The organism is Streptomyces sp. 796.1, assembly GCF_047525675.1.
Lineage (GTDB): Bacteria > Actinomycetota > Actinomycetes > Streptomycetales > Streptomycetaceae > Streptomyces.
In genome coordinates this window covers 281350-306533 of the sequence record NZ_JBLIWA010000001.1, presented here as the reverse complement: position 1 = coordinate 306533, position 25184 = coordinate 281350, and the positions used below count along the sequence as shown (strand labels likewise).

The following is a 25184-nucleotide window of genomic DNA, read 5'->3' as shown; positions in this document are numbered from 1 at the left end:
TGTCCGGCGGCTCGCCACGCGGCGCACGCCGGGCGCGGCGAGGGGCGCCCGGCGTACAGTGGCGGTCCGTCGACGGACCACCGACCGTCCGTCACGGCCCAGGCCATCCGGTGTCCCGGGTCCCGTCCGGCACGGCCAGGACGCCGCAGCGGGCACCGGCCAGGACGCCGAGCGAGGTGCACCCGTATGCGACGCGCGGACCACAGCGAGGACCCCGTTTCCGCCCTCAGCAACCCCGCCGGGGTCGTCCTCGACGCCCGCGGCACCGTGCTGGGCTGGACGGACGAGGCGTCGGCGCTGCTCGGGCTGAGCGACGAGGAGGCGTGCGGGCGGCACATCAGCACGCTGCTGGCCGGGCGCGAGCAGTGGCGGCAGGTGCTCGGCACCCGCGGGGCGGGCGGCTGGGAGGGGCAGGCCAGGCTGCGGCACCGGGCGGGACACGAGGTCCCGGTGATCTTCCGGGTGCTCGACCTCAGCAGCGGCCCGCACGGCGAGGCCCGCCACCTGGTGCTCGCCGCCGCGGCCGACACCTACGAGCGGTGGCGGCAGGACATCGCCTTCTCGCACGAGCTGTTCTTCCAGGACCGGATGGGTCTCGCCCTGTTCGACGTGGACCTTCGGCTGGTGCGCACCAATGCGCACCTGTTCTGGTACTCGGGCGTCCCCACCGGCCTGGCCGGCCACCGGCTGGGCGACTTCCTGTACGCGGCGGACGCGGCAGCCGTCGAGGAGCACCTGACCGAGGTGTTGCGCACCGGAGATCTACGGCTCGGCGTGGAGGTGCTGATCCGCACCCTGGAGGACCCGCGCGGCGGCCGGCACATGACGATCTCGGCCTGCCGGCTGCGGGACCCGCACGACGGGGGGCTGGTCGGCGTCGCCGCGTTCTTCACCGACATCACGGACCACGTGCGCACCAGGGAGCGGCTCGACCTGCTGCACCGGGCGGCGGCCGTGCTCGGCGAGTCGCTGTCGATCATCCGTACCTGTGAGGACCTGGCGGGCGTGCTGGTGCCGGGCCTCGCCGACCTGGTCGCCGTGGACCTGGCCGATCCGGTGTTGATCGGCGAGGAACCGGCGCACGACGGGGAGTACCTGTTCGCGTTGCGCCGGATGGCGGTGGCCGGCGCCAACGGCGCGGCGCTGCCGACCGGGCCGATGCCGCTGGGCAGCATCGACGCCCACCGGGCGACGGACATCACGGCCGCGGCCGAGGCCGTCGACGGCGGCCGGTCCGACGCGGTCTCCAGCACGGGTGGCCCGCGCGCCGGCCGCGGCGGGCTCATCGTCGACCTGCGCCCTGGCCCGGCGGGCGCGGACACGGCCGCTGCGGGTGACACCCCGCTCGATGAGCAGGCCGGACCCCCCGGTGCGGAGGCCGCCCCGCTCGGTGCGGAGGGGGCCCCGCCCGGTGCGGACGACGTGCCTTCCGGTGCGGAGGACCTGCCGCCCGGTGGTGTCGACGCCCGCGCCCAAGCCTCCGGTGCGGGCCCCGATGCCCTGCCCGGTGGTGCGGGGCGCGCCGGGTCCGCTCGTACGGGCGCGGATGCGCTGGCCTGGGCGCGGGCCGTGCCGGGGGCGCACTCGGTGATGACGGCGCCGCTGCACGCCCGCGGCATCCTCTCCGGCCGGGTGACGGTCTGGCGTACCGAGGCGGTCGCCCCGTTCGACGCGGAGGACCTGACGCTGCTCGAAGAGGTGGCCGCGCGGGCCGGGCTCGCCGTCGACAACGCCCGCCGGTACACCCGCGAGCGGCGGGCCGCGGTCAAGCTCCAGCGCAGCCTGCTGCCGCCGGCGCTGACCGACGTGGTCGCGGCCGAGACCGCGAGCGTGTACCTGCCCACCGATGCCTCGCGCGGCGTCGGTGGCGACTGGTTCGACGTCATCCCGCTCTCCTCGGCCCGGGTCGCGCTGGTGGTGGGGGACGTCGTCGGGCACGGGTTGCAGGCCACCGCCACCATGGGGCGGCTGCGCACGGCGGTGCGTACGCTGGCCGATCTGGACGTGGACCCGGAGGAGTTGCTGACCCATCTGGACGACCTGGTGTTGCAGCTCACGGTGGAGGCGGACAGCGACCGGCCGGGCGTCGAGGACGGGGCGCCCAACTCGCTGACCGACTCGGTGGGCGCCTCCTGTCTGTACATCACCTACGACCCGGTGACCCGGCACTGCGTGATGGCCAGCGCCGGGCATCCGCCGCCCGCGCTGATCTGCGCGGACGGCACGGCCAGGTTCATCGACCTGGACCCCGGACCGCCGCTGGGCGTCAGCAGCCTGCCGTTCGAGATCACCGAACTGGTCCTGCCGCCGGGCAGCGTCCTCGCGCTGTACACCGACGGGCTGGTGGAGCGCGGCGCCGGTGACGTGGACGAGGGCATGGCGGAACTGCGGGCCAGGCTGGTACGGGCCGACGTGCTGAACCGGCCACTGGCAGGGCTGCCGCAGGAGATCGTCTCCGAACTGCCGCCGAGCCGGCTGGCCGATGACGTGACCCTACTGCTGGCCCGTACCCGGGTGGTCCCGGAGGGGGACATCGCCAGTTGGACCCTCGCGGCCGATCCCGCGCTCGTCTCCAGCACCAGGGAACTGGTCTCCGGTCAGCTCGCCGACTGGGGCCTGGCGGAACTGACCTTCACCACCGAACTGGTCGTCAGCGAACTGGTCACCAACGCCATCCGGTACGCGGGTGGCCCGGTCGAACTGCGTCTGATCAGGGCCGGCGCACTGATCTGCGAGGTGTCCGACCCGAGCAGCACCCAGCCCAGGATGCGCCGCGCCCGCGCCACGGACGAGGGCGGGCGCGGCCTGTACCTGGTGGCCCAACTGACCAGCCGCTGGGGCAGCCGCTACACCCGGCGCGGCAAGACGATCTGGACGGAACAGCCACTGCCGGCCCCCTGACCGCGGCCACCACGCCCGGGCCGGGGCCGCCTGCTCCCCCGGCAGCCGCTTCCCACCGCCCGCGCCGGCACCGGCCGAACCTCCGGGGGCCGGTCAGAGGGCCGGCCGGGTGGTCAGTCCGCCAGCGGCTGGAGCGGGGTGGTCCGCACCGTGCCCACCGGCCGCTCCGGTATCCGGGGCAGCTTGGCCAGCACCCGTTCCCGCAGCAGCTCGTACTCCGCGCGCAGTCGTACGATCTCGGCCGGGCGGGGGATGATCACGCCGCCGCTGACGATCTCCTCCGGGGCGAACTGCTCCCGGGTCAGGTCGATCTCGACGCCCGTGCCCAGCCGGTTCCACCAGTGGAAGTCGGTCTGCACACCGGCCACGTGCACCTCGCCGCGGACCAGGTCGCCGCCGAGCAGGTCGTTGAGCACCATGGCGGTCACCCCGCACTGGTCGCGCGCCGGGTTGTCGACCGTCCAGCGGTCCCGGTACTCCGGGGTGCAGGTGTCGGCGCCCCAGCTCGCGCGGACGGCCCGTTCGATGTCGGTCAGGAGTGAGTAGGTCATGCGCTTAAGGCTCGCACGGGGCACTGACAATCAGCCGTCGATGCGGCGCACGGGCTCCCCGGCGAGGTAGCCGCGGATGGCCTCGACCGCCTGGCCGTAGTACGTGCGGTAGTTGTTCCGCGTGACGTAGCCCAGGTGCGGGGTGGCGAGCAGGCGCGGTGCCGAGCGCAGCGGGTGGTCGGCCGGCAGCGGCTCCTCGTCGAAGACGTCCACCGCGGCGCCGGCGATGGCGCCCGCGTGCAGCGCGGCGAGCAGCGCGCCCTGGTCGACGATCGCCGCGCGCGAGGTGTTGACCAGGTATCCGGTCTGCTTCATCAGGGCCAGCTCCCGCGCGCCCAGCAGCCCGCGGCTGCGGTCGCCGAGCACCAGGTGCACCGAGACGAAGTCGCTGCTGCGCAGCAGTTCGGCCAGCGAGCCCGCGTGGCCGACGCCGACCTCGGCGGTGCGCTCCTCGGTGAGGTTCTGGCTCCAGGCCACGACGTCCATGTCGAAGGCCCGGCCGACCGCGGCGACCCGGCTGCCGATCTTCCCGAGGCCGATCAACCCGAGCCGCTGGCCGGCGAGGTCGGCGCCGACGGTGCTCTGCCAGGGGCCGCCGGCCCGCAGCGTCTCGTTCTCCGGCACGATGCCGCGGGCCAGGCCGAGCAGCAGCGCCCAGGTCAGCTCGACCGGCGGGGTCGAGGAGCTCTGGGTGCCGCAGACGGTCACCCCGTGGGCCGCGGTGGCGGCGAAGTCGATGACGGAGTTGCGCATGCCGGAGGCGACGATCAGCCGCAGCCGGGGCAGCCGGGCGATGAGCGAGGCAGGGAAGGCCACCCGCTCGCGCAGCGTCACCACGATGTCGAAATCGGCCAGCGCGGCGGCGAGTTCGTCCTCCGTCCGCAGGTGGTCGGCGAAGCTGACGACCTGTACGTCGTCGAGTACGGCCCAGTCGGCGCTGGTGGCGGCGGCGCCCTGGAAGTCGTTGAGCACGGCGCAGCGGAGCGGCATCGTGGTGTTCCCCCTCGCGGTCGATTCATGGTCGCTGGCACTTGCATACCGCACCGTCTTTCGCCGCCCGCGCCCGCCCCCACCTGCGGCGCACTGCCGGTCGGGGGCTGCTGTTGCGGTGGGGCGGCCCCGCGCGGGGCGGCCTCCTCGGCCGGGCGGTAGCGGCGCCGGGCCGCTCGGCAGCGTCCTCTTGCCAGTGCATCCCGTCGCCCCACCGCCGCGTCACGTCGGCACCCCGAAGCCTCGGCATGGAACCGCGTAGCGCATCGCAGTGCGCTGGCCGAAAGCCGCCGGTCGGGCCGTGGGGCGGGGACGATCCGCGGGCGTCGATCGTGGCTCGGTGGCGCGCGACGGCGAGTTCGTGCGCGGCACCCGGTCGTACGCGGGAGAACGGGCCGCACCCGGGCCGTCCGGGCCGGCCAGACCCGGGCCCGCTCCAACCCGGGCCCGTCCCAGCCAACCCGAGCCCGGCCCAAGCCCGGCCCCAAACCCCAGCCCAGTCCACCCCAACTCCGCCCCGGCTCAAGCCAGCCCTGACCGCAGTCCACCTCAGCCAACCCCGGCGAAAATAATCGATTATCGATGCTATGGTCGATCAGCCGGCGCCAAGCGGGGCGGCGCGCCGGCGAGCCCGTACCAGCAGCCCGCACCTGGGGTTCGTAGCCAGAGCCCGCGCCGAAAAGCCCACGCCCGCCCGGTTGCCGGCGATCCGCCGCCGACCGCGCATCAGCCGCCCCGTCGCCCTCCCCCTGCACGGTTCGAAAGGATCGACGCGATGAGCGCCAACGACCCGTTCGCCCGCCTCCCCGAGGCGGCCTCCTTCACCGTAACCAGCCACACCGTCACCGCGGGCAAGCCCTGGCCGGCCGCGCAGCACTCCGGGATCTTCGGTGTGCCCGGCGGGCAGGACGTCTCCCCGCACCTCGCCTGGCACGGCGCCCCCGCGGGCACCAAGAGCTACGCCGTCACCGTCTTCGACCCCGACGCGCCCACCGGCTCCGGGTTCTGGCACTGGGCGGTCGCCGACATCCCCGCCTCCGTCACCGAACTCCCCGCCGACGCCGGCGACGGGTCGGGGGCCGGGCTGCCCGCCGGTGCCGTCGCGCTCCGCAACGACGCCGGCACCAGCCGGTTCATCGGTGCCGCCCCACCGGCCGGCCACGGTCTGCACCGCTACTTCGTGGTGGTGCACGCGCTCGACGTGGCGACCATCGGCGTAGCGGCCGACGCCACCCCGGCCGCCCTCGGCTTCGCCATGTCCGGCCACACCCTGGGCCGCGCCCACCTCACCGCCACCGCGCTGACGCCGCCGGTGCCCACCGGCCCCGAGCGGGTGGAGGTCTCCCGGCTGATCCCGGCCCCGGCCGACGCCGTCTTCGCGGTGCTGGCCGACCCGCAGGGCCATGTGGACATCGACGCTTCGGGCATGCTCATCGACGCCCAGGGCGCGCCGGTCACCGGCGTCGGCGACCGGTTCGCGGTGCAGATGGACCGGGAGGCGCTCGGCGACCGGCCGCTGGGCAAGTACGAGGTCGAGGTCGTCATCACCCGCTACGTCCAGGACGTGGAGATCGCCTGGACCGTCGAGGGCAAGCTCGCCCTCCCCAACCCGCGGCACGTCTTCGGCTACCGCCTCGCGCCGACCGCCGAGGGCACCCGGGTCACCTCGTACTACGACTGGTCCGAGGTCGGTGACGAGTGGCGCAGCCGGGTCACGTTCCCGGTGATCCCCGAGTCGGCGCTCAGGGCCACCCTCGGCATCCTGGAGCGCACCGTCCGCCGCCGGACCGCGGCCTGATCCCGGATCAGGCCGCGGCCTGATCCCGGACGGCCCCGTCCGACCCGGCCCGCGTCAACGGGCGCCGGCCACCCCGCCCGCGCCCGCCGGACCTGACCGGCCAGGCGGGCCAGGCGGGCCAGGCGGGCCAGGCGGGCCAGGCGGGCCAGGCAGATCGGACAGGTCAGGCGGGTCAGGCGCCAGCACCCGGTTCAGGTCCGGCACCGTGACATGGCCCGCCACCCGGTCGCCGCGCGGGTCGCCCGGGCGGCGTACGGCACAGGTCAGCCAGCCCGCGCTGGCCGCCGCGTCCAGTTCGCCCGCCACGTCGCTGAGGAAGAGCGTGGCCCCTGCCGGCACGCCGATGTGGTCGGTGATGGTCCGGTACGAGGCCGCGAGCCGTTTGCCGCCGGCGCTGTGCAGGTCGAAGTAGCCGCAGAGCAGGCCGGTGAGGTCGCCGTGGGCGGTGTGGGCGAACCAGTTGCGCTGCGCCGAGACCGAACCCGAGGAGTAGACGTAGCAGTCGATGCCGGCCCGCGCCCACCGGGCCAGTGCCGCCGGCACGTCGTCGTAGACGTGCCCGGTCAACTCGCCGCGCGCGTAGCCGTCCGCCCAGATCAGCCCCTGCACCTCCTTCAGCGGCGGTGCCTTGACGTCCGCGTCGAGCCAGCCGACCAGCGCGGTCGCCGCCTCCTGCTCGGTGAGGTCGGGCCGGCCGGTGTGCGCCCTGACGCCCGCCAGGACCCGACCGTGCTCGGGCGTGCCCCGGCGGTCGGCGAGCCAGGGCGCGATGCGCTCCCTGGCGTACGGGAAGAGCACCTGGTGGACGTGGGAGGCGGAACCGGTGGTGCCCTCGATGTCGCAGACCACGGCGCGCGCCCGCGGCCCGCTCATCCGGTCGGTTCCGCGGCGAGCAGGTCATCGAGGAGCGGGAAGCGCCGGGCGATGGTCTCGCCCGTGAAGTCGCCCACCCAGCCGTCCTCCTGGGCGAAGAAGCGGATCGCCACGAACTCGGGGTGCGGGCCCATGTCGAACCAGTGCCGGGTGCCGGCCGGTACCGACAGCAGGTCGCCGGCCTCGCACAGCACCGCGTACACCCGGCCGCCCAGGCGCAGGTAGAAGCAGCCGCTGCCGTGGGCGAAGAAGCGCACCTCGTCCTCGGCGTGCCGGTGTTCGTCCAGGAAGGTGCCGCGGGACTGCGCCACCCGTTCCCGCCAGGTCGGGTTGTCCTCGGGCAGCAGCGTCGCCACGTCCACCAGGCGCAGCCCGGCCCGCGCCCTGAGCTGCGCCACCTCGGTGGCGTACCGGGCCAGCACCGCGTCGTCGCCGGTGTCGGCGTCGACGGCGCCGCGTACCGGCCAGCGTTCGAACAACACCCCGTGCGCCGCCAACTCCGCTGCGATGAGCTGGTGGTCGCGGGTGCGTAAGAGGGTCCGCTGGGGTGCGTCGTCCGGCATGACCTGGAGCAGGGTCATGGGGTCACCTTCCTTCGTGGTACGCGGCGAGCGCCGGGTCTTGGGTGAGCAGCAGCAACTGGCAGACGGCCTCCAGGCACTCCAGCCGGTCGCGGGCCTGGGCCAGGTCCCGGCCCCAGGCGGTGATGCCGTGGTCGGCGATGAGCAGTCCGGGCGGCGGGTCCACGGCACCGGCCAGGTGCCCGGCGACGTCCCGCGCGATCGCGGACACCTCGGGCCAGTTGGGGAAGACGGGGAGTTCCGTGCGGGAGGGGTCGGCGAGGCCGAGGCCCTTGAGCAGTTCGAGGCGTTCGACGGGCAGGGTGCGCCGCCGTTCGGGGTGGCCGACGCGGGTCGCGGTCGCGGTGGCGTACGGGGCGTGGACGTGGATCACCGCGCCGGCGCGGGTCGCCCGGTAGACGGCGCGGTGGATGGCGGTCTCGGCCGACGCGCGCACCGGCCCCGCGCCCACCTCGGCGCCGGTGTCGAGCCGCACGGCGACCATGTCGCGCTCGGTCAACTCGCCCTTGGGCCGCCCGCTCCCGGTGATCACCAGGGTGTCGCCTCGGCCGCGCACCGAGAGGTTGCCCGCGGTGCCCGGCATCCAGCCGCGTTCGTACAACGTGCGTGCGTATCGGGCGAGTTGGCGCCGTGCAGAGTCGGGTGCCGGTGCGCCCCCACGCGGGCCCGTGTCCGGTGCGGCCGGCCCCCGTGGCCGGCGCGGCAGCCGGCGCTGCGGCCAGCACGTCCGCCGCTCCGTGACGATCGCGGTGATCAACTCGGCCGGGGTGCGGTCGAAGGCCGGGCGGTACGCGCCGGACTCAGGCGGCGCGCTGGGCGCCCCGGCGACCGTGGCGCGGTAGCACTCCTCGCTGGCAGGGTCGCGCTCTTCGCCGGCGAGGGCGGGGCCGTCGGCGGGGGCCGGGACCGCGCTGGATTCGGGCGCGACTACCACGAAGGGGATGCCGTGCCGGGCCGCGGCGACGGCCAGCGCATAGGTACCGGTCTCGTTCACCACGTCGCCGTTGGCCGCGATCAACTCGGCACCCACCACCACGCAGTCCACCAACCCCGCGGCCATCGCGGCGGCAGCAGCGGAGTCCGCGCACAGCCGATGCGCCACGCCGGCCCGCGCCAACTCCCAGGCGGTGTGCCCCGCCCCGCCCGGCAGCGGTCCGGCCTCGCCCACCAGGACCTCGCGCACCACGTTGCGGCCGGCGAGTTCGATGACGGCGCCCAGCGGCGCGCCGACCGCCGCGGCGGCGGGCCGGCCGGCGCCGCTGTGCGCGAGCAGCCGCATCGGCCGCCCGGCGACCCGGGAGAGCACCAGGTCGCAGGCGCGTGACGCCGCGGCGCGGTGGACGGCCGCGTCCTCGTCCAGCAGGGCGAGCGCCTCGGCGAGCACCGCATCGGGCCCGTCGGGCAGCCGGGCGAGGACCCGCCGCACCGCCCGGGTCAGGTGCGCCGTGGTGGGGCCGGCCGCCGCGATCCGTACGGCGTCGGCCCGTACCGCCGTCTCGTCCACGCCGTCGGCGGTACGGTGCCGGTGGGCGGAGAGCGCCACGCCGAGGGCGCCGGCGAGGCCGACCGCGGACGCCCCGCGAATGGCGAACGAGTGGACGGCCGCGATGAGTTGGTCCGCGGTCGCAAGGCGCAGGGTACGGTGCGCGCCGGGCCGGGCCCGCTGGTCGGTGGCGAGGACGACGCCGTCGCCCCAGCAGAGCGAGCGCCCACCCTCCACACCCGGTCGTTCCACGTCCATCTCTTGTCCTCCCCTCGCGCCGCCCCCGAACGATGCGGACGGACACCTGCCCGCCGCACACGGCACCGAATGCCGCCGGCCGGGCCCCGGACTCAACGCCGACCCGGCAGCGGTCTGACCTCCGGCCCGGCCCCGACCCCACCTCACCCCCGGCCCGCGGACCCCCACGGTGCGGCCCGGCGCCGGGGCCCGACCCAACGCCGCTGCGGGCGGCCGACCCCCGGCACACGCCACCCGACACCGATCGCCCTCCACCGGTCACCGCAAACGGTCACCGATCAGCCGCCACCGGCCGACGGCCACCGCAGGCCGCGTACGCCCACTCCACATCCCACATCGTCCCCACCCGCAGGTAGGTCCAAGACTCCTCGGCCCCACCCTGCCATCAACCCCGCCGCCGGTCAGCCCCGCGCGCACACCTCGCCGACAACGGGCGCCACGGCCCCAACACCCCACGCCCCAGCGGCTCGTGGCTCAAGGCGGCACCTCGCCGCGTACGCGACGCAGGCCGACCGGCAGCCACCCTGGCCGGACTGACGGGCCACCTCAGCCCCCGGGCGCAGCCGCCCCGGCACACCCGTCACGAAGGCCCCGGCGCACCCCCAACAGCACCCCGCAGCAACACGAACGGGGCGTGCAACTCGGCCACACCCGCCGGACAGAACAAAGCCGGCATACCGCACCACACGCCGCGAACTCCCCCGCCGTACACCAGGGACGTGAGCCGTCCGAACGCCCCGCCACCGGCCCCGCGCCGGCACGCATATCGCCCAAGAAGCGGTCATTCTCTGTCCGGCATCCGGGCACATAGTTGACGGGAACCATAAACTCCTGGTCCATTAGGTTCGTGAAGGAACAGCAGCGTTTGGTCACCCGCGACCACATCGACTTCGGTCGGGTGTGGTCCGCCGCGTGTTGCCGCTAAGGCGGCAACGGGCCCTGTGATCGGCCCTTTCCTCGTTCGGTAGCCCCGTCGCGGGCCGCCCTTCGTCCACCTCACCGCAGCACGTCACAGCCGGGCGACCGGTCCGCTCAGGCTGGCACTGCGGACGTACGGTGCACCGCCCCACCCCGTCCCGCGGGACCGCCACCCGGCGCCCCGCTCCCCCGTGCACCGCGCTCTTCGCGCCCTGCTCGTCCACCACCTCACCCGTCATGTCGCGCTGCCCGCAAGGGAGTTGGCGCGCCATGGCGTTCGCCCCCCCCTTTGCGTGAAAGGCCATTTCCCATGCCCGTGGAGTTCCTTGGCATCGCTGCCACCAACGACGGCTCCGAGACCACCGCACGCTCCGGCGCCGCGTTCGACCGGGCCTACACGCTCCGGCTCGCCCGGGCGCACGAGGAGAACGGCTGGGACCGGGTGCTGTTCGCCTACGGTTCCGGCTCGCCCGACCCCGCCCCGGCCGCGGCGTACATCGCCAGCAAGCTGGACACGTTGCACATCCTGCTCGCGCACCGGCCCAACGTGTCCTACCCGACCTTCGCCGCCAAGACCTTCGCCACGCTGGACCAGATCAGCGACGGGCGGCTCACCGTGCACTTCATCACCGGCGGCAGCGACCACGAGCAGCAGCGCGAGGGCGACACGCTCACCAAGGACGAGCGCTACACCCGCACCCGCGAGTACATCGAGATCGTCAAGAAGATCTGGACCACCCACGAGCCCTTCGACCACGAGGGCGAGCACTACCGGTTCCACGACTTCGTCTCCGACGTCTTCCCGGTCCAACAGCCGCGTCCCGGCGTGTCGTTCGGCGGCTCCTCACCCGCCGCGTACGCGGCCGGCGGCGCCGAGGCCGACATCTACTGCCTGTGGGGCGAACCGCTGGCCAAGACCGCGGAGCAGATCGAGGCGGTACGGGCCGCTGCCGCGGCGGCCGGCCGTACCGACGTGCCGCGCATCCAGGTCGCCTTCCGGCCGATCATCGCCCCGACCGAGGAGCTGGCCTGGGAGAAGGCGCACCGTACGGTCGGCGCCATCCGGGAGCGGCGGGAAGCGGGCCTGGTGCGGCACCGGCGCGGCGGCGCGCCGGAGAACACCGGCTCGCAGCGGCTGATCGCCATCGCCGAGGCCGGCGAGCGCTACGACCGCGCCCTGTGGACCCCGACCGCGGCGGCCACCGGCGGCGCGGGCAACTCCAACGCGCTGGTGGGCACGCCCGAGACGGTCGCCCAGGCGCTGCTCGACTACTACGACCTCGGTGTCGACATCCTCTCGGCGCGCGGCTACGACCTGCTGGACGACGCCATCGACTTCGGTCGCTACGTCATCCCGATCGTGCGCGAAGAGGTCGCCAAGCGGGATGCCGCCGGCGCGCCGCGCGGCCCGCAGAACCTTGCGGCGGTGGGCGCATGACGTCCGTGGCGCAGCACCCAACCGATCTGACGGTCATCACCGTCCCGGTCTCGCACCCGCTGGTCAGACCGCTGCTCCAGGAGTTGGGCGAGGAGTACAGCGCGCGCTACGGCAGCGACGCGGACACCGAGTTGACCCGCTACCCCGACACCGAGTTCACCCCCGAGCACGGCGGCGTGCTGCTCCTCCTCCTGGAGCGCGGCGAACCGGTGGCCGGCGGCGCCTTCCGCCGCTACGACGCCGCATCGGCCGAGCTCAAGCGGATCTGGACGCATTCGGCGCACCGGCGCCGCGGGCTCGCCCGACGGGTCGTCGACGAGCTTGAGCGGGTGGCGGCCGAGCGCGGCTACCGGCGGATCTACCTGACCACCGGGCCGCGCCAGCCGGAGGCCCGCGGCCTGTACCTGGCCACGGGATACACGCCGCTGTTCGACACCGAGGCCGACCCGGAGACCATCGGCCCGCTGCCGTTCGAGAAGTTCCTGCCCACCGCGGCGCAGCACGGCGGGCAGGCCGGCTCCCCCGACCAGCTCCACCCCGAGCCGTCATGAGCCGGCAGACTGCGGTGGGCCCCACCGCAGGGACGAACACCGGGGCGAGCACCGGGACGGACACCGAGGCAGCGGACGCCCCCGGCGCGAGCGGGCCGCACAAGGAGTCCGCCGGCGACCCGACCGCGCTCAAGGTGGTCCCGACCCGGCACTACGGGCGGTGGGCCGCGGCCGTGGCGGTGCTGGTGGTCCTGGTGCAGTTCGGGTACGGGCTTGCGACCAACCCGGTCTGGGAGTGGGACGTCTTCCGCGCCTACGTACTCTCCGACTCGATCGTGCAGGCGGTCGGGATGACCCTCCAACTCACCGCGTACGCCACGGGGTTGGGCTTCCTTCTGGGCACCGTGCTGGCGTTCATGCGGCTCTCGCAGAACCCGGTACTGCGGACCGTCGCATGGGGCTACATCTGGATCTTCCGGTCCATTCCGATGATCGTGCAGTTGGTGTTCTGGTTCAATCTGAGCGCCCTGTACGAGCGGCTCGGGCTCGGCATCCCGTTCGGGCCGGTGTTCTGGTCGGTCAACAGCAACGACCTGATCGGCACCATCGGCGCCGCGCTCATCGGTCTTTCGCTGCACCAGGCCGCGTACTCCGCCGAGATCGTCCGCGGCGGCGTGATCTCCGTCGACCAGGGTCAGTTGGAGGCGGCGGCTGCGCTCGGCATCCCGCGCCTTCGGCAGATCCGGCGCATCATCCTGCCGCAGGCCATGCGGGCGATCCTGCCCACCGCAGGCAACGAGATCATCAGCCTGCTCAAGGGCACGTCGGTGGTGTACGTGATGGCGATCGGCGAGCTCTTCTACCAGGCACAGGTGATCTACGGGCGCAACGGGCACGTGATTCCGCTACTGATGGTCGCCACCGCCTGGTACGTCTTCCTGACGTCGGTGCTCTCGGTCGCCCAGTACTACGTCGAGCGGCGCTTCGCGCGGGGCACCAACCGCACCCCACCGCCGACCCCGCTCCAGCGCGCCCGCCGCTTCGTCACCCAACTGCGGGCCGCGGCACAGGAACGACCGACCAACCCTGCGGGAGGTGCCGCATGAGCGCGGTGATGGTGGACGTCCGCGGCGTCCACAAGAGCTTCGGGCCGCAGAAGGTGCTGCGCGGCGTCGACCTCCAGGTGCGGGCGGGTGAGGTCACCGTGGTCCTCGGCCCCTCCGGGTCGGGCAAGTCCACCCTGCTGCGGGCCATCAACCACCTGGAGAAGGTCAACCGGGGTTCGATCAGCATCGACGGCGAGCTGATCGGCTACCGACGCTCCGGCGACAAGCTGTACGAGCTGCGCGAGAGGGACGTCCTGCGGCAGCGCACCCACATCGGGTTCGTCTTCCAGAACTTCCACCTCTTCCCGCACCTGACCGCGCTCGACAACATCATCGAGGCGCCGCTGTCGGCGCTGCGGCTGCCCCGCAAGGAAGCGGTCGCGCGGGCCGAACGGCTGCTGGAGCGGGTCGGCCTCGCCGACAAGGCGGGCAGCTATCCGCGCCAGCTCTCGGGCGGGCAGCAACAGCGGGTGGCGATCGCCCGGGCGCTGGCCCTGGAGCCGAAGGTGCTGCTGTTCGACGAGCCGACCTCGGCGCTCGACCCGGAGCTGGTCGGCGAGGTGCTCGAAGTGATCAAGGGGCTGGCGCGGAGCGGCACCACGATGGTGGTGGTCACCCACGAGATCGGCTTCGCCCGCGAGGTCGCCGACACCGTGGTCTTCATCGACGGCGGCGTCATCGTAGAACAGGGCCCGCCCGCCGCCGTCCTGGACAGCCCACGCCACGAACGCACCCGCGCCTTCCTGTCCAAGGTGCTCTGACAGGTCGCCGCTCGCAGGCTCAGCGAACCCGTCGCCGCCACCGGCCCACGACGCACCCCAGCACCCCCGGCAAGCCACGACCCCGGCCGGGCCATGCAACCCAGCAACCCCAGCCACCCCGGCAACGGCCGTGGCAACCCACCGGCCACCCACCACCGCCACGCCTCGCCCGTAGGCAAGGAGACACCCATGCGCACCACCACCCTCTGGACCCGTACCGCAGCGGCGACGCTCACCCTCGCCGGCTCCCTCGCGCTCGCCGCGTGCGGCAACCCATCCGAGGGCGGTTCCACCGAGGTCGCCGCCACCTCGGGTACCCGCACCAAGATCAATATCAGTCCGGACCAGAGACGCGTCACGACGCCCAAGGTCGACGCCATCGCCGCCAAGGTGCCCGCGGAGATCCGCGACCGGGGCACCCTGAAACTGGTCACCTCGTCCGACTCCTCCGCACCACTCAACTTCTACGCCAACGACAACAAGACCGTCATCGGCGTCGAGACCGACATCGCGCACCTGGTGGCCAACGTCCTCGGGCTCAAGCTCCAGCCCGCCCCGGCCTCCTGGGAGAACATCTTCGTCGGCCTGTCCAGCGGAAAGTTCGACATCGGCCTCAACAACATCACCGTCACCGAAGAGCGCAAGGACATCTACGACTTCGCCACCTACCGCAAGGACGACCTCGCCTTCGAAGCCAAGAAGGGCAGCGGTTTCAAGGTCAACGGCCCCAGCGACGTGGCGGGCAAGACGGTCGCGGTGGGCTCGGGCACCAACCAGGAGAAGCTGCTGGTGGAGTGGAGCAAGGAGAACGAGCAGGCCGGCCGCAAACCGGTGAACATCAAGTACTACCAGAGCCAGACCGACACCAACCTGGCGCTCGCCTCCGGCCGCATCGACCTCTACCTCGGCCCCAACCCGAGCGCCGCCTACCGGGCCGCCGCCACCGGCAAGACCGAGGTCGTCGGCACCTACTCGGGCGGCGGCAAGACCATCCAGGGCCTGATCGCCGCGACCACCAAGAAGGGCAACGGCCTGATCCAGCCGGTGGCCGAAGCACTCAACGTGGTCATCGAGAACGGCACCTACGCCAAGGTCCTGGACCGCTGGGGCCTGGCCAACGAGGCCGTCTCCCGCTCGGAGATCAACCCGCCGGGGCTGCCGAGGACCAACAAGTAACCCGCGCCGCACGCCCCGGCGCCCACTTCCCACCCAGGCGCCGGGGCCCCCCTGTGCTCCTCCCACCCACACCCACCCTGTGTTTCTCCCACCCGCTCCCCCCCTGTGCTCCTCCCACCCACAACCCCCGCCCGGCCCACGCTCCGGAGGCCCCCTCGTGAGATTCCAAGTCCTGACCATCGTGCAGCACGCTCCGCACCCCCTGACCGGCGAACTGAGCCCGGCCGCCGACCGGTTGGCCGAGGTGGTGGAGACCGGCGTCGCCGCCGAGGAGTGGGGCTTCGACGCCTATGCGGTCGGCGAGCGGCACGCCGGGGCGTTCCTGTCGTCGAGCCCCACCGTCCTGCTGGGCGCGCTGGCGGCCCGTACGACCCGGATCAGGCTGCTCACCGGCGTCACCGTGGTCGCCATCCTGGACCCGGTACGGGTGGCCGAGGACTACGCGACCTTGGACCAACTCTCAGGTGGTCGCGTCGAGTTGGTGGTGGGCAAGGGCGCCGAGATGGGGCACTTCGACCTCTTCGGCCTCCAGGAGGAACACCAGTGGGAGTACCAGGCCGAGAAGTACGAACTGCTGCGCAGGCTGTGGCGGGAGGAGGAGGTGAGCTGGCAGGGCGAGTTCCGCCCGCCCCTCACCGGGGTCACCACGATCCCCCGCCCGTACGGCCGACGCCCGCCGCGCATCTGGCACGGCTCGGCCACCAGCCTGAACTCCCCCGAACTCGCCGCCAAACACGGCGACCCGCTCTTCAGCGCCAACGCCATCCAGCCGCGGCCGGCGTACACCCGGCTCATCGACCACTACCGCGAGCAGTTCGCGGCGCACGGCCACGACCCGGCCACCGCGTACGTGGGCGCAGGCTCGGGCGGCCTGTTCATCGCGGACACCACGCAGCAGGCGATCGTCCAGTTCAAGGAGTTCTACGAGGCCAGGGTGCGGCAGAGCTACAAGCCGCACCTGGCGGGCAAGCCCGGCTACAACACGCCCTTCCGCACCATCGAGGACGCCATCGCCGACGGCCCGCACCTCATCGGCAGCCCGCAGCAGATCATCGACAAGATCCTCGACTTCCACCAGGCGTACCGGCACGACCTCCAGTCCATCACCGTCGACGGCTCGGGGCTCGGCCTGCCCGCGCAGATCGAGCAGCTCCAACGCTTCGCCGAAGAGGTCGCCCCCGCGGTACGGCGGGCCGCACCCACCACGCTGTGGCAGCGCCCGGCCGCCGAGGAACGGTCCACAGCGGAGGAGCGGTCCGAACTCCCCGCGTAGGGCGACGTACGCGTCACACGCCCTACGCACAACAGGTCGTACGCACACCACACCGTACGCACACCACACCGCACGCGGACCACAGCGGACGCGGAACACAGCGAACGCGAACCACCCACCGCAGCCACCCGGACACGGCCCGAACCCAGCCCCCACCCACACAGGCACCATCCCACCGGCCCCACCGCTTCCCTCTCCCACTCCGATGCGCGCCGCGCCACCCGCACCACCAGGCCGGACGCGCGCCGCGCCCGGCCCCGCCCCCGTGCACTCCACCAGCAGTCCGAAAGGTCCTTCCCATGGCCACCGTCCTGTCCGTCTCCGGAAGCCCGTCCGCAACCTCCCGCACCGCACGGCTGCTCCGGCACTTCGACGCCCGACTCACCAGCCACGGGCACCAGGTCTCCGCCCTCGACGTGCGCACCCTGCCGGCCGACGCGCTGCTCGGGGCCGACTTCGGGCACCCGGCGATCGCCGCGGCCACCGCCCAGTTCGCGCAGGCGGACGGCGTGGTGATCGGCACCCCGATCTACAAGGCCGCCTACTCCGGGCTGCTGAAGTCGCTGCTCGACCTGTTGCCGCAGTACGCACTGGCCGGCAAGACCGTGCTGCCACTCGCCACCGGCGGCACCACGGCCCACGTGCTGGCCATCGACTACGCGCTGCGCCCGGTGCTCAGCTCGATGGGCGCCACCCACATCGTGCCGGGTTGGTTCACGCTCGACTCGGACCTCACGGTCGGCGACGACGGCGCGCTCACCATCGCACCCGGTTCCGCGCGGGCCCTGGAGCAGGTGGTGGACCAGTTCTCGGCCGCGCTCGGCGGGCGCACCACGGTCCTGGCCGCCACCGGGTGACACCGGCCCACCCGACGCCGCGCACACCCACCCGATCCAACCCAGCCCGATCCGACACGGCCCGACCGAACCCGATCCGGCCCAGCCCGATCCGATCCGGCCCAGGCACTTCGCCGGCCGCCCGCGTCCGACGCCGATGCGACCCCGCGCCCGGCAACCCGCGCCACGAAAGGAGCCTTCGATGGGCCTCACCTTCCACTGGTTCCTGCCCACCAACGGGGACAGCCGCCATGTCGTCGGCGGCGGTCACGGCACCCCGGTCGGCGCGGCCGGCGGCGACCGGCCACCGACCGTCCGCTACCTCACCCAGATCGCCCGCGCCGCCGAAGACCTGGGCTTCCTCGGCGCGTTGACACCGACCGGTGCCTGGTGCGAGGACGCCTGGCTGACCACCGCGATGATCAGCCAGCACACCGAGCGGCTGAAGTTCCTGGTCGCCTTCCGGCCCGGTTTCCTGTCGCCGACGCTGGCGGCCCAGATGGCCGCCAGCTACCAGCGGCAGACCGGCGGCCGGCTGCTGCTCAACGTCGTCACCGGCGGCGAGAGCCGGGAGCAACGCGCGTACGGCGACTTCCTGGACAAAGACGCCCGCTACGCCCGTACCGATGAGTTCCTGCACGTCGTCCGGGCACTGTGGCGCGGCGCCGAGGTGGACTTCACCGGCGAGCACCTGCGGGTTGAGCAGGCCAGGTTGACGCAGGTGCCCGACCCGGTGCCGGAGATCTACTTCGGCGGCTCGTCACCGGCCGCCGGTCAGGTCGCGGCCCGCCATGTGCAGACCTATCTGACTTGGGGCGAGCCGCCGGCCCAGGTCGCCGAGAAGATCGCCTGGGTACGGGCGCTCGCCGCGCGCGAGAGCCGCGACCTGCGGTTCGGCATCCGGCTGCACGTGATCACGCGGGAGCGCTCCGAGCAGGCGTGGGCCGAGGCGCGGCGCCTGCTGGACGGCTTCGACGCGGAGACCGTACGGGCCGTGCAGCGCGGGTTGGCCCGCAGCGAGTCCGAGGGCCAGCGACGGATGCTGGCGCTGCACGGCGGCGACCCCACAGGGCTGGAGATCCACCCGAACCTGTGGGCCGGCATCGGCCTGGTACGCGGCGGCGCGGGAACCGCGCTGGTCGGCAGCCACGCAGAGGTCGCCGACCGCATCATCGAGTACCACCGGCTGGGCATCGACGAGTTCGTGCTCTCCGGCTACCCGCACCTGGAGGAGGCGTACTGGTTCGGCGAGGGCGTGCTGCCGCTGCTGGCCGCGCGGGGGCTGTGGTCCCACCCGGCCGCGGGGCCGGTCGCGGGCCCGGCCGCACGGCCCGCGGCACGGGTCGAGGCCGACCGTGCCCGGGGCCCGGCCGCCGGCGACGCCCGGGGTGGGGCCGGGGACGCGGCACCGGCGTCAGCACCGGCACCCGAGCCTGCGCCCGTACCAACACCCGCGCCCGCGCTCGTACCAGCATCGGTGCCGGCAGCGGCACCCGCACCGAGCTCGGCATCGGACGCCCGATGAGCGCGACGCCCCCGCGGATTCGAGCACCGCGGTAGGCGGGCCCGGGGGTGTCGGGCCCGGCGGCAGTTCGGCAACGGGCCGCCCGCCAGGCCCGACACCGGCCCCGAACTGCCGCTTCGTGCAGCGTCCGGCGCGGCCCCGTGCCGTACGGGCAAGTGCTGCGGCGCGCCCCCGTACGGCACGGGCGCTGACCGGCCGCCCTGCGGGTGCGGGTGCCTTGTGCACGCGGGTGTCGAGCGCCCGCCCCGGGTGCGCCTGCCGGTCCCCTCCCCGTACGCACGGATACCGACCGTCCCGGTCGCGCCGTCCCTCCCGCTACGCGCGGGTGCCGTCACCCATCCCCGCGGATGCCGATCGCTCGCCCAACCGCCAGGTGCCGACGTCCCACCGCGGACCGGCCGCGATCCACCGCGTACCCTTACAGACGCCTGCATTTCCGACTTCTCCGCGCCCGGCAGCGCCGCCCATCACCGCCCGTTCATTCTTCAGTTGCGCAAGCCGGGAACTATGGTGTGGTGCGCCCCGTTGGGTCCGGGTGAGGGGCGCCGGTCCGGGGGCCGGTCGGGCGCCCGTGCCGCGCGGACAGAGCAGCGGACAGCGCAGACGAAGGAGAGCACCACCGATGGGCGTGAGCCTCGCCAAGGGTCAGAACGTCGTCCTCAACCAGGACGGCACGCCGCTCGCGGACGTCACGGTCGGTCTCGGCTGGGACGCCCAGCCGGCCGGCGGCGCGGCCATCGACCTGGACGCGTCCGCCGTGATTTGCGGCGCGGACCGCAAGGTCATTTCCGACGACCACTTCGTCTTCTACAACAACCTCAGCAGCCCGGACGGCGCGGTGCGGCACACCGGCGACAACACGACCGGCGAGGGCGACGGGGACGACGAGCAGCTCATGGTCGACCTCGACGGCCTCGGCGAGGGCGTGGAACAGGTCGTCTTCACCGTCTCCATTCACGACGCGGAGGCCCGCGGCCAGAACTTCGGCCAGGTCAGCGACGCGTACATCCGGGTCGTCGACAACCTCACCGGCCGCGAGATGTGCCGCTACGAGCTGTCCTACGACGCCGCCGAGGAGACCGCGATGGTCTTCGGCGCGCTCTACCGCAGGGCCGGCGACTGGAAGTTCCGCGCCATCGGCCAGGGGTACGCGTCGGGGCTGGCCGGCATCGCCAAGGACTACGGCGTGGCGGTGGGTTGAGGGGCCGGACGCGGGCGCGGGGCTGAGCCCTGGCCTGGCGCGGGCGCGTACGCGGGGCGGAGCACCGTTCCGGACCGGACGCGGGCGCGCGCGTACCCGGGGGTTGAGCACCGTCCCGGACGCGGGCGCGCGTACGCGAAGGCCGAGCGTCGCCCCGGCCCGGACCCGGGCCCAGCCCCGGACGCGGGAGCCGGGCGTGGCTGCCGACGCGGGTGCGCCCCGCTACGGCGGCGCGCCATCAGGGGCGCACCCGCCCGGCACCCCGGTGCCCCGGGCGGCCAGCCCCGCCCGGTCCCCCGCCACCCGGGCGGCCAACTCCAACGCCCACCCCGCCCCACGACCACGACCACGACTCGCGAACGGGCCGAAGGCCCAGGCCAGGCCGGTGGGACCGGTGCGCGTGCGGCGGGTGGGGCGCGGGCTGCCCGCCGGCCCGGTGTCACTGCCGGCACCTACACTGGGCGCCTGGGGCCGCGGGGTGCCCCCGAGGGGAGAGCTAGCGTGTCCGGACCTGTCGGTGACTTCGACGACCCGCCGGCCGAGGTGCTCAACGAGGCGGCTGCCGCGTTCGGCCTGCTGGCCGCTGCGGCGCGACTGCACATCGTCTGGGCGCTGGCGCAGGGCGAGAGCGACGTGACGGGTCTTGCCGAGCGGGTCGGCGGTGCGCTGCCCGCAGTGAGCCAGCACCTGTCCAAGCTCAAGCTCGCCGGCCTGGTCTCCTCCCGCCGCGAGGGCCGCCGCCAGGTGTACTACGTCGCCGATCCCGACGTCGTGACCGTGGTCCGGCTGATGGTCGGACAGCTTGCCGCCCGCGCCGCCGATGACTCCGCGGCGCCCCGCAGACTCCGCAGGACCGGTGCCTGAGGCCGCTGCGGCGCCGGTATCGAACCCTCCTCCCGACCCGACCGCGCCAGCCGACTCCGCCGCCCCGCCGACCATCGGCGCCGCGGCGGACGCGCTGGCCGGGCTGACCGCGCTCCAGGTGTTGCGCACGCTCGGCAGTTCGCCGCGCGGGCTGACCGACGGCGAGGCCGCCGCGCGGCTGGACCGTGCCGGTGGGAACACCCTGCCCGCGTGGCGCGCGGTGCCCTGGCCGCGCCGGTTCCTCCGCAGCACGCGTGACCCGTTCACGGCGGTACTGCTGCTGCTCGGCGTGGTCTCGTCGCTGGTGGCGTCCTGGGGCACCGCCTGTGTGATCCTCGCCCTGGTGCTGGTCAGTTGCGTCCTGCGGACCTTCGGCGAGCACCGCGCTGCCCGGTCCATGGCCGCGCTGCGCGGACTGGTCGCCACCACCGTGACCGTGCTGCGGCGCGACACGGGGCAGGCGCCACCGCGCGCCCGCGAACTGCCCGTGGACGAACTGGTGCCGGGCGACGTGATCAGGATCGGCCCCGGCGACCTGGTGCCCGCCGACGTACGACTCCTCAGGGCCGCCGGGCTCACCGTGCAGCAGTCCGCGCTGACCGGCGAGTCCGTGCCGGTGGTCAAGGAGCCCGTGGACACGCCAGGCCCCGCCCCGGACGGCCTCCTGACCCGACCCGAACTCTGCTTCCAGGGCAGCAGCGTGGCCAGCGGCACCGGCACCGCCGTGGTCCTGGCGACGGGGCAGGCCACCCAGTTCGCCCGGGCGCACACCCCGCCCGGGCCACAGCGGGCCAGCGCCTTCGACCGCTCCGTGCACGGCATCTCCTGGACGCTGGTCCGCTTCATGCTGCTCACCCCGCCGCTGGTACTGATGGCGGGCGCGGCGCTGCGCGGGCGCGGGCTCGAAACGCTGCCGTTCGCGGTGGCGGTTGCAGTCGGGCTCACCCCGGAGATGCTGCCGGTCATCGTCACCACCTGCCTGGCCCGCGGCGCGGCCCGGCTGGCGCGGGCCCACGACGTGATCGTGCGGCGCCTGCCCGCCCTGCACGACCTCGGTGCGATGGACGTGCTGTGCCTGGACAAGACCGGCACGCTGACCCAGGACCGCCCGGTCGTCGACGGCGCCTTCGACGCCGAAGGCCGGCCGGACCCGGGCGTGGCGCACTGGGCCGCGGTCAACGCCTGGTGGACCCTGAACCTGGCCGACCTGCCGAGCCCCGACGCCCTGGACGAGGCGATCCTCACGGCCGCCGCGGCGCCTGACGCTGCGTTCCTTGGTGCTGCGTCTCTTGGTCCGGCGTCTCTTGGCACGGCGGCCCCCGATGCCGCGTCCCTCGGCGCCGGGTCTCCTGCTCTCGCCGGGCCCGCCGCGCACACGCCGTACGAGCCGGATGCGGCGTACCAGGCCCACGAGCCGTACGACGCCTACGAGGCCGTGTCGGCGCTGCCCTTCGACCCGTTGCGGCGGCTGTCCACGGCAGTGGTGCGCACGCCCGGCGTGCTGGGCAGCGACACGCTGGTGGTGAAGGGCGCCGTGGAGTCGGTGGTGGAGCGGTGCGCGCTCACGGACGCGGAGCGGCTGCGGCTGCTCGCGACCGCGGCCGACCACGCGGACCAGGGCCTGCGCGTCCTCGCGGTCGCGACCGCCGAGCGGCGCAGCCGGCCGCGCGGCTACACGACCGCCGACGAACGCGGGCTGACCTTCCGCGGCTTCCTCACCTTCCGCGACGCGCTCGCCCCCACCGCGGACGAGGCGCTGCGCGGGCTCGCCGAGCACGGCGTGACCGTCAAGGTCCTCACCGGCGACCACCCGGGCACCGCGGCCCGCACCTGTCAGGAGTTGGGCCTTGAGCTCGACCCGGACCAGGTGCGGCGCGCCGAGGTGATCGACGGTCTCAGCGATGCGGACCTCGCCGACCTCGCCCGGCGCACCACCGTCTTCGCCCGCTGCACCCCCGCGCACAAGGCCAGGATCATCGCCGCGCTGCGCGCCGCAGGGCACACCACCGGCTTCCTGGGCGACGGGGTCAACGACCTCGCCGCCCTGCGGTCGGCCGATGTGGGCATCGCGCCGTGCGGCGCCGCCGACTTCGCCCGGGAGAGCGCCGACGCGGTCCTGACCACCAAGGACCTGACCGCCGTCGACCACGCCGTACTGGCCGGCCGGCACAGCAGCGGCAACATCTCCAGCTATCTGCGCATCACGCTCTCCTCCAACCTCGGCAACGTCATCGCGATGCTGGCCGCCGGTCTGATCCTGCCGTTCCTGCCGATGCTGCCGACCCAGGTGCTGGTGCAGAACCTGTGCTTCGACGCGGCGCAGCTCGCCTTCGCGTACGACCGGCCGGCCGGGCACCTGCTGCGCCGCCCGGCCGCACTGCGCCCGCACGACTTCCTGCGCTTCATCACCGGCTTCGGCCTGCTCGGGGCCGCCGCCGACCTCGCCACCTTCGCGGTGCTGGCCTGGTCGGTGCACGGTTCGCTGGGCGGGGCGGGGCAGGAGTCCTTCCACGCGGGCTGGTTCACCGAGAACCTGCTGACCCAGGCCCTGGTGATGGTGCTGCTGCGCACCGGTCGCCGGGCGGCCGAGGGGCGCACGCCCAGCCCGGTCCGCTGGGCGGCGACCGCACTGGCCGTGCTCGGCGTGCTGATACCGCTCACCCCCGTCGGCCCGTGGTGCGGCATGTCGGCCCCGCCGCCCGCGTACTACCCGCTGCTCGCCGCCGTCCTCGCGCTGTACGCGCTGGCGCTGGTCGCCGTCCGCAACCGGTACGCGCGCCACCAGCGGGCCACGGAGCAGCAGACCGGTTGAGGACGTACGCGGCATCGCCGACGTCGGTGCGCACCACCGGCACGGCCAGCGGCGCGGCGGCCCCCGCCGATGGGCTCAGAGCCGGTGGGCCTGGCGGTTGGGCCTGGCGGTTGCGTGTTCGACGTACGAGCCGGTGGGTTCAGCCGTAGGACAGGTCCGCGCACAACCGGTCGTCGGCGCGGCGGGCGTCGGGCATCGGCCGGTCCGGGGCGGTGGACGGCGATGCCGGGGTGCCCGCGCCGGCACGGGGCGCGCCGGAAGGGGGAACGGTGCCCGGTGGCGTGGGGCTGGTGGCGGGCCGGCCGCTCGGTCCCTCGCCGGTGCCGGCCTGCCGCAGGTCCGCGCCGTCGACGGGCCGGTCGGCGCGCAGGAGTTCCCACAGCCGGGTGGCGTCCGGCTCCACGACGGCGACGCGGGCGCCCTCGTACCGCCAGGGAACGGTGACGAACGTGGTGTGGTGCAGGTCGACGTCCTTGAGCGACAGGGCGAAGGTGGCCAGCTTGTCGACCGAACCGAGCCCGGGATCGACGGTCAGCGAGCGGGTGGCCGCGTCCGCCAGCGGCAGCACCTTGGTCGGCGTCAGCCCGTCGCTCTTGACCTTCTTGAACAGGCTGCCGACGAATGCCTGTTGGCGCTTGATGCGGCCGATGTCGGAGCCGTCGCCGACGCCGTGCCGCAGCCGTACGTAGTCCAGCGCGCGGTGCCCGGCGACGCGCTGCTCGCCCCGGGTGAAGAGCCGCTTGCCCCGGGTGGTGCGGTGCGGGTTGAGGTCCTGCTCGTACACGTCCTGCGGGAGGCACACGTCAACGCCGCCGACCACGTCGGTCAGCGCGGCGAAGCCCTTGAAGTCGACGACGACGGTGTGGTCGACGCGCAGCCCGGTCAGCTTCTCCACGGTGTTCTGGGTGCAGGCCGGGTTGCCCTTGGCGGTCTGACCGACCGAGTACGCCGCGTTGAACATGGTGCGCCGCTGGGTCTGCGTCCAGGTGCCGTCGGGCAGCCGGCACGGTGGGATGTCGACGAGCGTGTCGCGCGGGATGGAGACGGCGACGGCGTGCTTGCGGTCGCCGTACACGTGCAGCAGGAAGGCGGTGTCGGAGCGGCCGACGTCCTCGCTGTCGCCGCCGCCGAGTGCGCTGTTGCCGTCCGTCCGTGCGTCCGAGCCGATGACCAGCACGTTCTGTCCCCGGGACGCGCCCGCCCGCGGCCGGTCGGCGGCGATGCCGTCCGCGTCGAAGGTGTCGATGTTGGCGTTCAGCCGCAGGTAGAGCCAACCCGCGCCGGCGGCGACGAGCAGGACGAACGAGAGCAGGACCAGCAGCACCACCCGGCCGCGGCCGTGCCCCCG

The 25184-nt window shown here is 73.9% G+C and carries 19 protein-coding genes and 1 pseudogene; 14 read left to right on the top strand and 6 right to left on the bottom strand.

The features are described 5' to 3' along the window. The first annotated feature begins 186 nt into the window (after nt 1-186). Nucleotides 187-2901 carry a SpoIIE family protein phosphatase gene (locus tag ACMA1D_RS01120; protein ID WP_414721918.1) on the top strand — a complete coding sequence of 905 codons (2715 nt, stop codon included), beginning with the start codon at nt 187-189 and terminating at the stop codon, nt 2899-2901. 113 nt (nt 2902-3014) lie between these two features. On the opposite strand, the gene ACMA1D_RS01115 is transcribed toward ACMA1D_RS01120, so the two are convergent. Together ACMA1D_RS01115 and ACMA1D_RS01110 are read right to left on the bottom strand one after the other, a co-directional pair. Further along, entirely contained in the window at nt 3015-3452 is a 438-nt protein-coding gene (locus ACMA1D_RS01115) for a hypothetical protein (protein WP_414721917.1), read from the bottom strand. A gap of 30 nt (nt 3453-3482) precedes the next feature. After that, on the bottom strand, nt 3483-4442 hold the full coding sequence (locus ACMA1D_RS01110) for a D-2-hydroxyacid dehydrogenase family protein (protein ID WP_414721916.1): 960 nt from the start codon (nt 4440-4442) through the stop codon (nt 3483-3485). A 775-nt stretch (nt 4443-5217) separates the two neighbouring features. Here ACMA1D_RS01110 and ACMA1D_RS01105 point away from each other — a divergent pair. Both ACMA1D_RS01105 and ACMA1D_RS01100 read left to right on the top strand, forming a co-directional pair. Beyond that, nucleotides 5218-5751: pseudogene (locus ACMA1D_RS01105) on the top strand (YbhB/YbcL family Raf kinase inhibitor-like protein); the annotation flags it as partial. A gap of 3 nt (nt 5752-5754) precedes the next feature. Beyond that, nucleotides 5755-6240 carry an SRPBCC family protein gene (locus ACMA1D_RS01100; protein ID WP_414721981.1) on the top strand — a complete coding sequence of 162 codons (486 nt, stop codon included), beginning with the start codon at nt 5755-5757 and terminating at the stop codon, nt 6238-6240. Nucleotides 6241-6294: 54 nt separating this feature from the next. Here ACMA1D_RS01100 and mtnC read toward each other — a convergent pair whose 3' ends face one another. Genes mtnC through mtnB form a run of 3 tightly spaced genes read right to left on the bottom strand, consistent with a single transcriptional unit; the run spans nt 6295 to nt 9435 of the window. Beyond that, nucleotides 6295-7113 (bottom strand): acireductone synthase, encoded by an 819-nt coding sequence (gene mtnC / locus ACMA1D_RS01095; RefSeq protein WP_414721915.1) that lies wholly within the window; start codon nt 7111-7113, stop codon nt 6295-6297. Beyond that, nucleotides 7110-7694: a 1,2-dihydroxy-3-keto-5-methylthiopentene dioxygenase gene (locus tag ACMA1D_RS01090; protein ID WP_414721914.1), complete on the bottom strand. Its 585-nt coding sequence runs from the start codon at nt 7692-7694 to the stop codon at nt 7110-7112. Before ACMA1D_RS01090 ends, mtnC begins: the two co-directional genes overlap by 4 nt. A gap of 4 nt (nt 7695-7698) precedes the next feature. Next, the gene (mtnB, locus tag ACMA1D_RS01085) at nt 7699-9435 is read right to left on the bottom strand and encodes a methylthioribulose 1-phosphate dehydratase (RefSeq protein WP_414721913.1); all 1737 of its coding nucleotides are present in this window, start codon (nt 9433-9435) and stop codon (nt 7699-7701) included. A gap of 1228 nt (nt 9436-10663) precedes the next feature. Between mtnB and ACMA1D_RS01080 the strand changes: the two genes are divergently transcribed. The 11 genes from ACMA1D_RS01080 to ACMA1D_RS01030 all read left to right on the top strand — a co-directional run bounded on the left by ACMA1D_RS01080 (nt 10664) and on the right by ACMA1D_RS01030 (nt 23836). Continuing rightward, the gene (locus ACMA1D_RS01080) at nt 10664-11791 is read left to right on the top strand and encodes an LLM class flavin-dependent oxidoreductase (RefSeq protein WP_414721912.1); all 1128 of its coding nucleotides are present in this window, start codon (nt 10664-10666) and stop codon (nt 11789-11791) included. Then, nucleotides 11788-12342 carry a GNAT family N-acetyltransferase gene (locus tag ACMA1D_RS01075; protein ID WP_414721911.1) on the top strand — a complete coding sequence of 185 codons (555 nt, stop codon included), beginning with the start codon at nt 11788-11790 and terminating at the stop codon, nt 12340-12342. Before ACMA1D_RS01080 ends, ACMA1D_RS01075 begins: the two co-directional genes overlap by 4 nt. Continuing rightward, complete coding sequence (locus tag ACMA1D_RS01070; protein WP_414721910.1) at nt 12339-13388, top strand: amino acid ABC transporter permease; 1050 nt, start codon at nt 12339-12341, stop codon at nt 13386-13388. The genes ACMA1D_RS01075 and ACMA1D_RS01070 overlap by 4 nt, the downstream gene beginning before the upstream one ends. Continuing rightward, nucleotides 13385-14149 (top strand): amino acid ABC transporter ATP-binding protein, encoded by a 765-nt coding sequence (locus tag ACMA1D_RS01065; protein WP_414721909.1) that lies wholly within the window; start codon nt 13385-13387, stop codon nt 14147-14149. The genes ACMA1D_RS01070 and ACMA1D_RS01065 overlap by 4 nt, the downstream gene beginning before the upstream one ends. A gap of 189 nt (nt 14150-14338) precedes the next feature. Then, nucleotides 14339-15325 (top strand): ABC transporter substrate-binding protein, encoded by a 987-nt coding sequence (locus tag ACMA1D_RS01060; protein WP_414721908.1) that lies wholly within the window; start codon nt 14339-14341, stop codon nt 15323-15325. A 157-nt stretch (nt 15326-15482) separates the two neighbouring features. Beyond that, nucleotides 15483-16598 carry an LLM class flavin-dependent oxidoreductase gene (locus ACMA1D_RS01055; RefSeq protein ID WP_414721907.1) on the top strand — a complete coding sequence of 372 codons (1116 nt, stop codon included), beginning with the start codon at nt 15483-15485 and terminating at the stop codon, nt 16596-16598. Nucleotides 16599-16897: 299 nt separating this feature from the next. Continuing rightward, nucleotides 16898-17455: an NADPH-dependent FMN reductase gene (ssuE, locus tag ACMA1D_RS01050; protein WP_414721906.1), complete on the top strand. Its 558-nt coding sequence runs from the start codon at nt 16898-16900 to the stop codon at nt 17453-17455. 181 nt (nt 17456-17636) lie between these two features. Next, the gene (locus ACMA1D_RS01045; RefSeq protein WP_414721905.1) at nt 17637-18959 is read left to right on the top strand and encodes an LLM class flavin-dependent oxidoreductase; all 1323 of its coding nucleotides are present in this window, start codon (nt 17637-17639) and stop codon (nt 18957-18959) included. 622 nt (nt 18960-19581) lie between these two features. Beyond that, nucleotides 19582-20160: a TerD family protein gene (locus ACMA1D_RS01040; protein ID WP_414721904.1), complete on the top strand. Its 579-nt coding sequence runs from the start codon at nt 19582-19584 to the stop codon at nt 20158-20160. 501 nt (nt 20161-20661) lie between these two features. After that, nucleotides 20662-21024: an ArsR/SmtB family transcription factor gene (locus ACMA1D_RS01035; protein ID WP_414721903.1), complete on the top strand. Its 363-nt coding sequence runs from the start codon at nt 20662-20664 to the stop codon at nt 21022-21024. Beyond that, complete coding sequence (locus ACMA1D_RS01030) at nt 20981-23836, top strand: HAD-IC family P-type ATPase (protein ID WP_414721902.1); 2856 nt, start codon at nt 20981-20983, stop codon at nt 23834-23836. The genes ACMA1D_RS01035 and ACMA1D_RS01030 overlap by 44 nt, the downstream gene beginning before the upstream one ends. Nucleotides 23837-23975: 139 nt before the next feature. Here the strand turns inward: ACMA1D_RS01030 and ACMA1D_RS01025 are convergent, their stop codons facing one another. Beyond that, entirely contained in the window at nt 23976-25163 is a 1188-nt protein-coding gene (locus tag ACMA1D_RS01025) for an LCP family protein (protein WP_414721901.1), read from the bottom strand. Between the last annotated feature and the right edge of the window lie 21 nt (nt 25164-25184).